Source organism: Ureibacillus suwonensis, from assembly GCF_042655065.1.
Taxonomy (GTDB): domain Bacteria; phylum Bacillota; class Bacilli; order Bacillales_A; family Planococcaceae; genus Ureibacillus; species Ureibacillus suwonensis.
Map to the genome: position 1 here is coordinate 33,652 of NZ_JBHSNQ010000190.1, position 14,533 is coordinate 48,184.

Genomic DNA, 14,533 nt, shown 5'->3' on the forward strand with positions numbered 1-14,533 from the left:
AGGGCCGAATCAGCCCTCACGTCATGACAATCACCCAATCCTATATTTTTGTAAAAATGATGCCCAACAGCGCGGTGATAACACCAATAATCTGATAAGTTTTGAGCCTTTCGTGGAAGATCAGGCAACTTCCGCAAACGACCACCAAACAGCTTAACGAAACGATGGAGAAAACTATGCTTGCGATTCCTTTTTGCAAAGCGAAGAAATAGCAGCTGTAGGCGATCACGCTTAACAAACCGACAACGGCGCCCACTTTCAATTCGGAAGGCTGCCAGTTTTCTTTTTGGACAAGACTATTTGCAATCAAATAAACCGCCCCGCCGCCATACATGCAAATTAAAGTATTGAGCGGCTCAATATGCAAATAAGTCGATGCTTTCATCAAAATTCCTAGAATCCCTAATGACAGAATGGCGAGGCAAATTCTGATCATCCAAGGCAAATATTCCGCATGCACATTGCTTGAAGGCGAATATTGAATCACCACGGCGGAGCACAACATGATGATAATGCCCGTCCATTGCAAAACGGTGATATGTTCATGGAATATCAACGCGGCACTTAAAATCGGAATAATGGTGTTCAAACTGATGAGCGAACTGGTGATGCTTGCCGGCCCTTTTTCGAAGGCTTTGGACATTTGGATGTTGCCGTTCGTATTTAATATGCCGATCAATGCCCCCAGAACGATTGTCGCCAAGTTCATTGCATGGATTCCCGTCATCAGGCCATAGCCCAAAGCCAACAAAAAGGCGATCAAATAAAAATAAAGCTGGATATGTATTTTCGAGTACCCTTTTGTCGTACTCCACTTGAAAATCATATTATTCGTTCCAAAGCAAAACATTGTGGCCAATGCCGCCCCTATCCACATATGTATGCACCTCTCTAGATGTAGTCCATCCTATTTTAGGTGCTGTTGCATAAAAAATTCAATCATTAAACATTCAATAATCTCCATCATTTATTCTCCGATTTTCTTTTTTCAGAATTTTGCTTACCCCATTTTCCGATAAAAAGCCCCACAAAAGCGAGTGATTTTGGATGTCGCCATATGGTAACATACAAGGGAATGTACAACGATGGAAAGGAAACGGCGCCGATGAAAATCATAAAATTGGTGGACAAAAATCATCCGATCTTTGAAAAAATATGCGAATGGAATTATCACTGGTGGGGATTAAGGGACGGAAAGAGTTTCGAAGAGGTGCGGTCCAATTTGGAACATTCATTAAATGAAGTGCGGTTGCCCCAAACCTTTGTCGCAATGATCGGGGATGAACCTGCAGGCATGTACCAACTGGCCATGTTTGATGATTTGGAAAGCAGGCCGGATCTGTATCCTTGGTTGATCAATGTTTATGTGGATGAAAAATTCCGGGGAAAAAACGTTTTCCGCACATTAATGAACACCGTCAATGAAAATGCGAAAAAAGCGAATTTAAACGAACTGTACTTATATACAAAGCACATGGGATTATATGAAAAATTCGGTTGGAAGTTCATCGGGGAAGTCCAGACGTTTCGGAAAGATTCGCCGATCGAGCGATTATATAAATTAAAAATTCAATAAGCCTAACGATAAAAGAGGATAATTCATATGAGATTATCCTCCCAACCTTCTTTGGAACCCCGAACAGCTATCCAATTAGCCGGTCATCCAGCTCCATTAAAACTTCTTTCGCTTTCCCTTCCAAAATGCAATCGAAATAAGATGCGTGGGAAGCCGCTTCTTTATTAATGTAGACCTTCTTCCCTTTCGTCATCATCGGAAGCTGATTGACCGGATACACTTCCAGGCTTGTTCCGATCACGATGACGACGTCCGCACTTTGAATATTGGATAAAGCGCTTCTCCAAGCATTCTCTGGCAGCATTTCACCAAAAAGGACGACATTCGGCCTCAAATAGCCTTGGCAATGGGCGCAGCGTTCCTTTGCCAAAAAGGCTTCTTTTGAAGCATCTCTTCCGCAAGAATGGCAGCGGAACGTATAAATTGAGCCGTGCAGTTCGTCCACCTTCCTGCTTCCCGCCTTGGAATGAAAACCGTCCACATTCTGGGTGGCAATATGATGAAGAATCCCTCTTTTCTCCCAATCCGCCAGAATGTAATGGCCTTTGTGCGGAGAACATTTATCAAGCAATTGAATTCTCATGGAATAAAATTCATGAAACAGAGGGTAATTGGATTCTAACGCATCCACCGTCGCCACTTGCTGGGGATCCGTTTTCGTCCACCAACCGGATGCGGAACGGAAATCAGGAACTCCGCTTTCTGTAGACATGCCGGCGCCAGTCAACACGACTGTTTTTTTCGATGACTGAAGCCAATTGACAACCGTTTCGATTTTGCTCAAATCTCCCACTCCTCTCCCTTATTCTTACCAATATTTATCTCATAAATAGTTCTCGTTGAAAATAAAAAAGTTTGGCCGAATGATGATGCCGATCAACTGCCATCCCGTCAACATTTTGTAAGAACCATACTTTGAAAAGTTTTAACCAATTTTATGCTCTCTGCTAAAATATAGGTAATCACCCCTGTTACTGGAGGGCTAGTATCATGACGACTTTCATCGTATTGATTTTCCTTGTATTATTAAACGCCTTTTTTGCCGCATCTGAATTTTCGCTTGTGGAATTGAATGAAATAAAAATAAAAAATTTGGCGGAAAAAGGCGACCGTAAAGCAAAATTATTGGATAAATTAATTTCCGAACCGAGCCGTTTTTTAAGCACCATCCAAATCGGGATTACATTGGCGGGTTTCTTGGCAAGCGCCTTCGCTGCAGATAATTTTTCGGACCGTTTTGCCCAAGTTTTATTTGACCTGGGCATCCCTTTATCCCTGGAAGTGCTCGATATTCTTTCCGTTATCGTCATTACTGCCGTTTTATCTTATTTTACCCTCGTATTTGGGGAACTGGTGCCGAAAAAAATCGCATTGCAGCGGTATGAAAGTGTTGCCAATATGGTGGCATTGCCACTGACGTTGATTTTTTATGTATGTTATCCACTTGTAAAAGTGCTTAGTTTTTCAACGAATGCAGTTCTTCGTCTGTTGAAAATGAATGAGAAAGTCATCCGTGAAGAGGCTACGGAAGAACAAATCCGGATGATGGTCGAATTGGGCGATATTCAGGGAACCATCAAAAAAAGCGAAAGCAGAATGATCCAAAACGTATTTGAATTCAATGACAAATCGGTAACGGATATTTTCACCCACCGGGTAGATATCGTTGCCATCCCGATGGAAGCGACTTTGGAAGAAACGTTGGCAATTGTCAATGAAAACCGATATACCCGCTATCCCGTTTATGAAGAAGATATCGATCATATCGTTGGAATTTTGCATGTGAAAGATTTATTGCTTCATTTGAACTGGGGGACAAAACCGTTTAATTTGAGGGAAATATTGCGAAAACCAACCTTTGTCATCGATTCGCTAACAATCGATATATTGTTCCAAACGATGAAAAAGAGCAATGTTCATATGGCCATTGTTATTGATGAATACGGTGGTACAGAAGGATTGGTGACGATAGAAGATGTCATTGAAGAAATCGTGGGGGAAATCCATAGCGAAACCCATGAAGAAGAAAAGGAAATTCAAAAAATTGCTCCAAATCAATATTTGATTAAAGGAATCACCCATTTATATAAAATTGAAGATGAATTGGGGATCCATCTGCCTTCCGAGGATTTTGACACGCTCAACGGCTTTTTGCTGGAACAATTGGGACGGTATCCAAAACAAAATAAAGTCATCGACTATGAAAACTTGAGTTTCCAAATCCTCGAATTTGAACAAAATCGGATTGAAATGGTCATTTTAACGATTTTGGAAAAGGACAAAAAAGAAGCGGAAAAATAAGGGAAGTCCAATCCGGCTTCCCTTTTGATTTGATGTCACAACACATGTGAAATGAGGGATGGAACAGACAAAAATTCCGCAGTGATGTCGTAACCTCGCATATAATCCGGCGAACCAGGAAAATTTTGCATAAACCCGTGAACATTTCCATCAAAGCGTACGAGCCTTACATCAGCACCGGCTTTCCGCAAAGTCTCTGCATAATGTTCTCCTTCATCGCATAACGGATCATATTCGGCCGTCAAGATTAAGGTGGGCGGTATTTGTGTTAAATACTTATTATTTTCGTAAAGGGGCGCATAATAGGAAATAGATGTATCATGTTCGGAGAAATTCAAAGAATGCATTGTGAGATCAAGGCCGTATTTTCCATTAAAAAGCATTCTTGAAAAATGGGGGCTGTTCTTCACCTGATCATTGAAATCAATGATGGGATAAAACAATATCTGCTTCTTAAATCGAAAATCGCCTTGAATGATGAAATTCAGAACAATCCTTGCGGCAAAATGGGCGCCGATGCTTGGCCCGCCGATTGCCATTTCTTCTGAAAGGCCTCCCAATTCTTCGGCATGATCAACAATCCACTTCGCCACAACGTCACATTGCCGGAACATGTTCGAAGCGTTTTCATTGGTGCAATAATCGACCGCAACCACTTTAAAACCCGATAAAGAACAGATCAACCGGCAACTGACATCATGGCTTTCGACACCGCCAGGAATAAAAGTTCCTCCGTGGAGAAAAACCAATATTGGATGTCTCTTTTTTCCATTCGGTTCATAAATACGGATTGGAACTTGCATATTCCCTATCGAAACGAGTCGATCTTCCACATTAAACACTTTCGGGCGTTTTTCCAGAGGCGGGTTTTTCACTTCAATGCCCGTTTTTCTTGCCTTCGGATATTGTTGAAAATACTGTTCGATATACAAATGAATCGGCACTTTCTCACTCCTTTCTTTTTACATAAATGTGATGAATTGCTCCATACTAATCCAAACACCTTATCTTTAGAATGTCCAAAGGTGGAATGGATATGACAAAAAGAAAAAGCTAAGTATAGCCACTGTATACTCAGCTTGAAAAATTTGTGATGATTATTGTACCGGCTCCCATTCAATAAATGTGATTTCAGGCATGTACTGCATCATATGGGATTTGATTTCTTCATAAATCCCTTGGGCATTTTGCAGTTCATCGTTGGTAACGCTATATAATGGAAGAATTTCATAATTTCTCCAGCGTTGAAACTTTACATAAGTTGGAAGCAACTGGGGATCCATGACTTCAATCGTTGAATGCTCTTTGCCAAACTCGTCATAAGTGACCGTCTTCTTCACATCCAATTGCAAAATGGCTCCAATACGTGTATAAAGCCGATCTTGTCCGGATAAAAAATTGCCTAACGAATGAATGACAAAGGTTTGATTCCCTTTTTCCCCTGTGTACCATTTCGCCGGCTGCAATACATGGGGATGGTGGGCAAAAACGATATCGGCACCATAATCAGCCAAATGTTGGGCAATCTCATCCTGGAAATCATTGAATTGGCGCTCATATTCATTCCCCATATGTACATTCACGACAACCACATCAGAAATTTCCTTTGCCCGTTGGATATCCTCTTTCATTTTTTCCAAATTTATATAATTGACTAAATAATCCTTGCCTGGAGGCGCGGAAATCCCGTTTGTCCCGTATGTATACCCTAAAAAAGAAAAGGTGATATGATTTTTCGTTATCGTTTTGATAATTTTTGATTCCTCTTCTGTTGCGGCACACCCAACATAGATGATACCGATCTGGTTCCAATAGTTGGTTGCATTCAGTATGGCACGCTCCCCACGATCGAGTGTATGATTGTTGGCCATATTCACCACATCCACACCCGAATCTTTCAATGCGTCGCCGATTTCAAACGGGCTGTTGAATTGAGGATAACTGGAAAGCCCCAACTCTTTTCCGCCGATAATACTTTCCGAGTTCGCCACCGTGATATCCGCACTTTCCAAATAAGGCTTCACCTCACGGAACATTTTGGTGAAATCGTATTGTTGATTCCCGATGGATGCATCTTCATAGACAGAATTATGTAATAAAATATCGCCGACCGCCGAAATGGTTGCGGTATATGTCACCGGAGCATCGGGTACAGTTAGAGGCTCTTCCGTTTCTATTTTTGGCGGGGATGAAATATCCGAAGCATTTTCCGAATCTATGTTGCACGCTGCTAAAAAAAGTACCGATAAAATGAATATAACTGTTCTGGCGATTTTGTTTCCTCTCCTTTATATGCACTTTTTCAAATCATAACAATTTTCTCTCCAGATAAAAATAGCTTTATGAATTTTGACAAATAAAATTAATAGTGCCAAAAACCCAATATGTACGTTGTTGGCACTTTCCCCGCTTGTCCCTTTCGGCAATGGATCATGACACCTCGTCCACCTATATACATGGAATAAACCGGATCTTTCCCTGTGACGCCCTGAGACGCATCGAAAAATGATTTTGCGAACCGTTCCCTTCAAAATCATCTGAGAATCGCTTACAGAGAGCTTCATATTCCCCTTATATTATTTCCTGTATTTTACTTTTAACTGCATATAATGTATATTATATGCAGTTATGTTTTTAATTTTTTAATTTCCTTTGTTTAACGAACAATCCCCTATCTTATGGACTCAATAGATTATTTGATGAAAAAGCTGATTCAGAAACTACAAGGCCTGAAAAGAGGTTTAGATGATGGAATCACAACAAGTCTTAGACCATTATGAAAATGAAATCGATATTTTTAAAACCTATCTGGAGGATTTGGGCTATTCGCCTTATACAATTAAATGTTATCTATCTGATGTGCAGTCTTTTCTAACTTTCCTGTTTGAAAAGGAAGAAAAGTTGATTCCACTCGACACAGTGGGATCGAAAAATATCCAAGAATATTTGAGGAAAACGCAAAAAGGCAAGGCAAAAACAACGCGCAACCGGAGATTGATGTCTTTGCGAACGTTTTTTAAATCCCTTGTGAAAGCGGAGGAGCTGAACTTTAACCCGGCTCTTGAAATCGATATAGCAAAAACTGAAAAAAATCCATTGCCCACCTATTTAAACGATGAAGAGCTTCGTTTGCTATTTCAATGCATTAAACATGACCAATACCATATCCGTAATAAATGCATATTGATGCTTATGAGTCTGGCTGGATTACGTGTCATTGAAATCTATCATTTAAACACATCAGATCTCATTCGGGATGAAAACGAACCCGGCATTAATGTCATGGGAAAAGGGAGCAAAGCTCGCTATATTCCATTGCCTGCCCCCTTGTTTCATTTACTAATGGAGTACGAACACATGTATCGGCCAACGCCAAAGCCGGAACATCGCAATGCCTTTTTTGTTTCAAAACGGGGAGAAAGACTTTCAAGAAGAAGAATTCAAATGATTTCGGAAGAGGCATTCAATAGGCTGAAAAGTTTACCCGACTTCCATTATTTACAAAGCAAAAAGTTATCTTCCCATAAATTGAGACATACGTTCGGCACAAGACTTGTGCGGGAAGGGGTCGACCTTGTGACGGTACAAGAGTTGATGGGCCATACCAATTTAAGTACCACGCAAATTTATACCCATGTAAACAACAAACAAAAACAAGAAGCCATGCGGAATCAAAATGTGGCGAAGTTTTTTGAATAACGTACTGCCATTCATAAGAGAAAATGTAAATTTTACCCTCTTTCGTTCTTTCGATATTCCCTAAACTTACGAAACCTACTTCCAAATGACTTCGCTGTCCCTGTAAAATTAAAACCTATTATAACAGCACGCGGTGTAAAGCATCCGAATGCGTGAACTGTTATAATAGGCCAAATTTTAAAATGGAAGAAACAGATACCTGTAATGGTTCTGCCCGAAACATAATAAGCTTTTTTGGATGAAATCGTTTATTCTACCCATGTTTGAATCGGGAATATATACGGTTCTTCAGGTTCCTCAATGATTTTCCAATTTGTGACGTTGATTTTGGGGATTTCCATTCCATGATAATTTGCAACAGCCAATCCTCCTTCGATTTCCAACCATGAATCCTGTTGTAATTGATCGGCCCCGTCCAATTCCGCCAAAAATCCGATCACGCTCGCATCAGCAACACAATGGGTAATAAAAAATCTCGATAGGACAAACTGATTTTCCGTAAAATCCCCTTCTTTAAATACAAATCCTTTCATTTTGATCGTTCTGCCTTCAAAGGATGATGGATTATCGTTAATGCTGCTGTAATAGGAAATAAAAATATCCTCATCCATTTCAATAATTTCCGCATTTTGGAGTTTTTCATGTTTTGATTTTATTTCCTCTTCCGTTAAATAATTTTCGTTTACTAATGGCTCATAATCACTGGAGTAAATATCAATCGATTCTTTTTCCGTTAATGACTCCGAATTTTGATTGAGCAATTCTTCCAATGACGCTTCTTCTTTTTGATAACTGATTTGTGAAAGGATTGACCCATTATTGGCAGCAAGCGAAGAATTTAATGTTGCAGGAGCAAATGTCAAACCAGTCATGATTGGAAAAATAACGATGGCAAAACTTATGATTTTCCCGACATTCCATTTTTCATGATGATGATGGCAGCAATGATTCGTACAATCGTGATGGGCATGCCCCTTTTGAAAAATTCTTGGCACTTGAATCAACAAGAAAATCAAAAAAATACCGATTGCAATCTTACTCATAAAATCGTATTTCGGATTAATGTATTTCCCAATATCCCCTGTCAAATGAAGCTTGAGAAAAAATAATGCGAACAACCCCAGGATTATTGCTTTCAATGATTGCTGCGTGTTGATACCCATTCAATCCCCTTCCTAAAGAAAATTCGTTAAAGTAACAAACGTAAAAACAATGGAAGTTATGAGAATAAATAGTCCAACTACAAATTTGAATTTAAACACACTGAGTAACATAAAAGTATTTTTCAAATCAATCATCGGGCCATAAACGAGAAAGGCTAAGATGGATGTTGAAGGAACCATCGTTTTAAATGATGCCGCAATAAATGCATCCGCTTCCGAACATAATGATAAAACATAAGCAAGCACCATCATGACAACTGTCGAATGAAGCAATCCATCTCCAAATGGAAATAAGCTTTGTATTGACACGAACGTTCGAAATAATGCCGCTACCATCGCACCAATAATTAAATACTTGCTCATGTCGAAAAATTCATCGATTGAATGTTTGAACATATCCATGATTCTTGTCCCAATCGGCCGCCTTTTCTTCAAAATGATCGTCTTCTTTTTATTCACCCGTTTAAGTTGATTCGATGGATAGAGTATACTGACGATGAATGCAATGAGTAAAGCGGCCACAAATCCGACTCCCATCCGGAGCAATGCCATTTCCAAATCATTTCCAAAGGCCATATAAGTCGATAATATCACAATGGGATTAATTAAAGGTCCCGTCAATAAAAAAGCCACTCCCGCATAAAGGGGCACCCCTTTTTCAATTAAACGCCGGACAATCGGCACAATCCCGCATTCGCATGCCGGAAACAGGGATCCAATAATACAGCCCATCCAAATTGCCAATATTTTATTCTTTGGAATGAACGTTCGAATATGATCCTCCGTAATAAACATTTGGATAAATCCCGCTATTAACACTCCAATCAACACAAATGGAATTGCTTCTATTAAAATACTAAGAAAAATGGTATTAAATTGATAAAAGGATTTTGGTAAAGCAAATCCTTCGTAATCAATAAAAATAGGAACCAAAAACAAAAGGAAAAACCCTATAAGCAAAAGGGATAAAAACTGGTTAACATTTTTCAATTTCGTTTGCATCCGAACTCCCACTTTCATTTACTAAAATCCGCAGAAAAAATTATTTTCTCCATAATGTATTCGTTGATAATCGTAATTATTACTATTTACATCAAGAAAGAGTGCCATTTTTTTCAAAAAAAATAGCACCCGAATAGGGTGCTTATTTAACTCTTTGTCCCGGCCTTTATTAAGCAATGTTTTCCCAAAGCTGTTTGTAATAAGAATGATTTTTTAATAATTCATGGTGAGTGCCCTTTCCTGAAAGATGGCCATCTTCAAAAACAAGAATTTGATCAGCATTTGTAATAGTGGATAGTCGATGAGCGATAACTATCGTTGTTCTCCCCTTCATTAAGTTCGATAAGGCAAGTTGTACTTCCCGCTCGGATTCATTGTCAAGGTTGGAAGTTGCCTCGTCCAGTAAAAGGAGCTGAGGGTTTCGTAAGATCGCACGGGCTATGGCGATTCGTTGCTTTTGCCCTCCCGATAACTTAATACCGTTTTCTCCAACGGATGTATCCAGCTTTTCTGGCAATTTATCGACAAAATCCCAAGCAAAAGCTGCTTTTAACGCTTCTTTCATTTTTTCTTCTGTTGCATTTGGATTACCATACTTTAAATTATCCCGAATGGTTCCATTCAAAAGTGGGGCTTCTTGAGATACGTAGCCAATCAAATTTCGCCATTTATACAAATCAAATTGCGTAATGTCCGTGCGACCATATCGAATGGTCCCTTCCGATGCCTCGTAAAATCGTTCAATCAATGAAAATATCGTTGTTTTTCCACCGCCGCTTTGGCTGACAAAGGCGGTTGTCTTTCCAGCAGGTATTGTAAAGCTCATATTTTTTAATACATCTTTATCAGTATAGCGGAACGTCACGTTTTCAAACACTAAGTCTTGAAGCGTTTCTGGTAAGTCTATCCCTTCTTTTATTTCAATAGGTTCCTTTAAAATTTGCTGAATGCGTTCAGTGGCACCAAGCGCCTTTTGAAGTGCTGTGAAAAACGTAGCCATTTGTGTAAACGGGATGATGATTTGCACTAAATAAATCATGATCGCGACCAGCTCTCCAGCTGAAATATTGCCTGATGCAATTTGTGCTCCACCATACCCGAAAATTAAAATAAGCACCACCATCATAATAAGCGTCATAATTGGCGATAAAATGGCCATTATTCTAGCCTCTTTAACGCCATAGCCATATAGGCCTTCAATATTTTGCGCGCCTTCCTTTGTTTCTTTCTCTTCAGCTTGTGTTGATTTGATTAATCGAATATTGGATAAAATTCTGCCAAGTTGTCCACTAAATTTCGCTAGTTGATCTTGGTTTTCTTTTGCGATTTTGTGCATTTTTGAACCTAGGGGCAGCATGACCACAATTGCAAGAGGTACAGAAATAAGCATTAGAAGGGTCATTTTCCAATCAAGCCAAAGCAAAATTCCGATCGCACCAATGATTGAAAAAATTCCTGTCACAAAACTCACTAGTTGGTCTGTTACAAGTTCTTTCACTATGCTTGTATCTTGTGTAATTCGACTAAGAATGCTGCCCGTTTCGTTTCGATCAAAAAAGGATACTTTTAGTCTTAGCACATGACTCCATAAAAATTTTCGCATGTTCGCAACAACTCGTTCGCCAAGTTTTCGCATAAAAAAGAACGTTAACCCACTGAATATTGCTTGTAAAATCAGAGCAAACACAACAAGCATTAAAGTCGACCAATCGAAATCTTCAACAGAAAAACCATTGATTAAATTTACCGTTAATAACGGAACCGTAAGTCCAAGAGCTGTGTCAAAAAGCCCGAGCACTAATACGAATGCGACTAATTTTTTTGGAAATTGGCTTTTCTTCATTAATTGCCATAATTCATCTATTTTCAGCTTCAAAAAAATCATCTCCTAACACTTGATGCTTAGCCATTTGCTCCAAAAGCCATTGTTCTTCATCTTGCGTGAATGGTGATGGGAAGAGCCAAGTATCTACTTCTAAATTTTCTACATCCTTAAATGCCTCGGCAATTTTGATTAGCAAATCCTGCGGCATAATATTTAACAATTTCCAAATCAACTCTTTTACTTCTTCATCTGGTGCATTTTCACTATAGGCAATTTTCAGTTGGTAGCATGCTTCGATATAACGACGATTAATTTCGACAAAATTCATCTTCATCATTGAATACATTTCTTCTACTATTTCTTCATCGACAAATTTAAGCAAAAACGACTTTTGCTCATCTTCCGTTAGCAATGAATGCATCACAAGAAGAAGCAGTGTAGGTTCAGACACTTGTACTTTTTCATAAATCGAAATAGCCGTATCCAAAGTGTTAATAATGGATTCAATATGTTTTTTCTTTTCTTCAAGCATCGACTTTTGCTCTTTAAGTGAATCGAGCAGCGGAACTTCCTCTTTTAGGAGTGCTTTCATTTCTTCAATCGAAAAATCCAAGTACTTATATGTCGCAATTTTTTGAGCTTCGACAATATTCTCATCATTATACAGTCTTTGTCCGCCATCTGTTAGAGCTGCAGGTTTTAAAATACCTTTCTCGTCATAAAAGCGGAGAGCTCGAATCGTCATCCCTGTTTTTTTAGCAAATTGACCAATTGTATACATATATTTCACATCCTTTTCTTCATTATAAAAGCTCACGTAACGGTAGATTCAATAAAATTTTCACGAAAAATCTATTCCTTGGTACCATTACTTATAAAATGGAGAAATTTCGATGACAGAGTTTCGAGATGTTGACGAAAATAAAGAAGAAATCGAGCAAGAGATTACAGAAGAAGATTTAATGGTGACTACAACATATTAACGTTGTCATCTGCCCTATATACTTGCTGCAGAGCCCCCTCGTTCAAATGAGCTCCGTTTTCTTCCGGTGATTGGGTCTATTCCCGTTACTGCCTCAACACCACTCTTGATATTTCCGACTACTAAGATAAAGTTTACGGCCGTCTCCCTCCAATTTACCAAATAATCCTCCTTCAAAATGTATCCCTTTTAAGCACACACCCATTGGTCATTTGCCTCATATGCTAGACAAAAAAAGAATCAAGGAAGTGACTTATGGGTATTGAGTTGACGGCACTGCATTGGATTTACGTCGTGTTCATTGCACTCATCATCGGATTTATGGTGAAACGGCGGGATACTACTCTTGTTTGTGTGGTTGGAATTTTTTTACTTTCCCTTGTTTCGACTGGTGATTTAGTCGCTTCGATCAGCAAAGTGTTTTCAAGTTTCATTTACGCCATCACCGAACTGTTATCGACCATCATCATCATTTGTGTCATCGTAGCCATGAGCCGTGTTTTGTTAAAAACAGGCATTAATGAAGTGATGGTTTCCCCTTTTACCAAAATCATAAAAAATCCGGCACTCGCCTATTGGACCATCGGGATTTTAATGATGATCATTTCTTGGTTCTTCTGGCCTTCCCCTGCTGTTGCCCTCTTGGGTGCGGTGCTCTTGCCTGTTGCGATACGAGCTGGACTTCCTGCCCTTGGGGTTGCGATGGCCATGAACTTATTCGGCCATGGAATTGCCTTATCCGGCGACTTTGTCATCCAAGGCGCACCGAAATTGACGGCTGATGCGGCAGGCCTTCCTGTCAGTGAAGTGATTTCTGCGAGCGTCCCACTTGTCATCGTCATGGGGGTTGTAACGACATTTGTTGCATACTTCTTGCTTAGACGCGATATGAAACGAGGCACTCTCGAAATGGTTGGAAATTTTGATGGTGGCGAAGAGAAAGAAGAAGAAGTGGAAGAAAATCTCCTATCAATTCAACAAAAGCGATTTTTCGCCATTTTGATTCCTTTTGCCTTTTTACTAAATGTCGTGGCCATGTCCATTTTTGATTTAACCGGCGGAGACGCGACTGCGTTGATCGGTGGAACGACACTGCTGATTCTGTTGCTTCTTTCCATGTTCGCCCATAAAAATGCCGGGTTGGAAAAAACGACAAGCTATTTGATACAGGGTTTCCAATTTGGTTTTAAAGTGTTTGGCCCGGTAATTCCGATTGCAGCTTTCTTCTATTTGGGGGATTCAGGCTTTTCCCAAATCATTGGGGATTATCTCCCTGAACATTCGCAAGGAATCATCAATGATATAGGGGTGGCTCTGGCATCTGTTGTACCTTTGACAACGGAAATTGCAGCCGTAACCGTTGCGGGCGTCGGTGCCATTACGGGATTGGACGGATCCGGATTTTCCGGCATTTCATTGGTGGGATCCATTGCCAATCTTTTTGGAGCTGTGATTGGTGAAGGAACGGCCACCCTGACTGCATTGGGCCAAATTGCAGCGATTTATGTCGGAGGAGGAACATTGGTGCCTTGGGCATTAATTCCGGCTGCTGCCATCTGCAACGTGAGTCCGTTTGAGTTGGCAAGAAGAAACCTGGTTCCGGTTGTGATCGGGCTTGTGGTAACAACAATCGTTGCCATGTTTATTATTTAAAATGAAAGAGGCTGGGACATAACTAATAAAGTGAACGAGCTGCAAAAAGATTTTTTGTAAAAAATTGATTGGAGTGACGGGGCGAGTGCTCCTGTCGCGCACGCTTAGTCGCAAAGCAAAAGCTTTCCTGCGGGAACAGCCCGAGGCTCGAGCCGGGCCTGCGGAAAGCGTCCCCGGAACGGAAATCAATTTTCTTCAATTATCAAAAAAAGGGGCTGTCCGAAAAGTCGATTGAATCGACCTTGGGCTCAGCCCTTTTTTCTGTTTTTAGTGTACAAAAAAATCGTCCTTTTTTATAGAATGAAATTGACCAAAAAACATTCCATAGAAAG

General features: G+C 39.9%; 13 protein-coding genes. 4 read left to right on the forward strand and 9 right to left on the reverse strand.

From position 1 onward, the window contains the following. Window positions 1–40: 40 nt before the first annotated feature. Window positions 41–877 (reverse strand): DMT family transporter, encoded by an 837-nt coding sequence (locus ACFPOH_RS15640; RefSeq protein WP_342469394.1) that lies wholly within the window; start codon window positions 875–877, stop codon window positions 41–43. A 180-nt stretch (window positions 878–1,057) separates the two neighbouring features. Between ACFPOH_RS15640 and ACFPOH_RS15645 the strand changes: the two genes are divergently transcribed. Further along, window positions 1,058–1,576: a GNAT family N-acetyltransferase gene (locus ACFPOH_RS15645; RefSeq protein WP_390310558.1), complete on the forward strand. Its 519-nt coding sequence runs from the start codon at window positions 1,058–1,060 to the stop codon at window positions 1,574–1,576. Window positions 1,577–1,643: 67 nt separating this feature from the next. On the opposite strand, the gene ACFPOH_RS15650 is transcribed toward ACFPOH_RS15645, so the two are convergent. Continuing rightward, on the reverse strand, window positions 1,644–2,360 hold the full coding sequence (locus ACFPOH_RS15650) for an SIR2 family NAD-dependent protein deacylase (protein WP_342469396.1): 717 nt from the start codon (window positions 2,358–2,360) through the stop codon (window positions 1,644–1,646). A gap of 206 nt (window positions 2,361–2,566) precedes the next feature. On the opposite strand from ACFPOH_RS15650, the gene ACFPOH_RS15655 reads away from it, so the two are divergent. Continuing rightward, entirely contained in the window at window positions 2,567–3,877 is a 1,311-nt protein-coding gene (locus tag ACFPOH_RS15655; RefSeq protein ID WP_390310560.1) for a hemolysin family protein, read from the forward strand. Window positions 3,878–3,912: 35 nt separating this feature from the next. On the opposite strand, the gene ACFPOH_RS15660 is transcribed toward ACFPOH_RS15655, so the two are convergent. Further along, a complete protein-coding gene (locus tag ACFPOH_RS15660; RefSeq protein ID WP_390310562.1) occupies window positions 3,913–4,821 on the reverse strand; it encodes an alpha/beta hydrolase in 909 nt (302 codons plus the stop codon). Between the two features lie 153 nt (window positions 4,822–4,974). Next, the gene (locus ACFPOH_RS15665) at window positions 4,975–6,015 is read right to left on the reverse strand and encodes a CapA family protein (RefSeq protein WP_390310564.1); all 1,041 of its coding nucleotides are present in this window, start codon (window positions 6,013–6,015) and stop codon (window positions 4,975–4,977) included. 610 nt (window positions 6,016–6,625) lie between these two features. On the opposite strand from ACFPOH_RS15665, the gene ACFPOH_RS15670 reads away from it, so the two are divergent. Beyond that, window positions 6,626–7,576, forward strand: a complete 951-nt coding sequence (locus ACFPOH_RS15670) for a tyrosine-type recombinase/integrase (protein WP_390310565.1) — start codon at window positions 6,626–6,628, stop codon at window positions 7,574–7,576. A 248-nt stretch (window positions 7,577–7,824) separates the two neighbouring features. Here ACFPOH_RS15670 and ACFPOH_RS15675 read toward each other — a convergent pair whose 3' ends face one another. From ACFPOH_RS15675 to ACFPOH_RS15695, 5 genes are all read right to left on the reverse strand, one after another. Next, entirely contained in the window at window positions 7,825–8,739 is a 915-nt protein-coding gene (locus ACFPOH_RS15675) for a TIGR03943 family putative permease subunit (RefSeq protein WP_390310567.1), read from the reverse strand. A gap of 12 nt (window positions 8,740–8,751) precedes the next feature. Then, window positions 8,752–9,741, reverse strand: coding sequence for a permease (locus tag ACFPOH_RS15680; protein ID WP_328219864.1), 990 nt, complete (start codon window positions 9,739–9,741; stop codon window positions 8,752–8,754). A 169-nt stretch (window positions 9,742–9,910) separates the two neighbouring features. Beyond that, window positions 9,911–11,617, reverse strand: coding sequence for an ABC transporter ATP-binding protein (locus ACFPOH_RS15685; protein ID WP_342469402.1), 1,707 nt, complete (start codon window positions 11,615–11,617; stop codon window positions 9,911–9,913). Further along, window positions 11,598–12,347, reverse strand: coding sequence for a MerR family transcriptional regulator (locus tag ACFPOH_RS15690; RefSeq protein WP_390310569.1), 750 nt, complete (start codon window positions 12,345–12,347; stop codon window positions 11,598–11,600). The genes ACFPOH_RS15685 and ACFPOH_RS15690 overlap by 20 nt, the downstream gene beginning before the upstream one ends. A 216-nt stretch (window positions 12,348–12,563) precedes the next feature. Next, window positions 12,564–12,725 (reverse strand): pre-toxin TG domain-containing protein, encoded by a 162-nt coding sequence (locus ACFPOH_RS15695; protein WP_390310570.1) that lies wholly within the window; start codon window positions 12,723–12,725, stop codon window positions 12,564–12,566. Between the two features lie 78 nt (window positions 12,726–12,803). On the opposite strand from ACFPOH_RS15695, the gene ACFPOH_RS15700 reads away from it, so the two are divergent. Next, window positions 12,804–14,201 (forward strand): hypothetical protein, encoded by a 1,398-nt coding sequence (locus tag ACFPOH_RS15700; protein WP_342581413.1) that lies wholly within the window; start codon window positions 12,804–12,806, stop codon window positions 14,199–14,201. The last annotated feature ends 332 nt before the right edge of the window (window positions 14,202–14,533 follow it).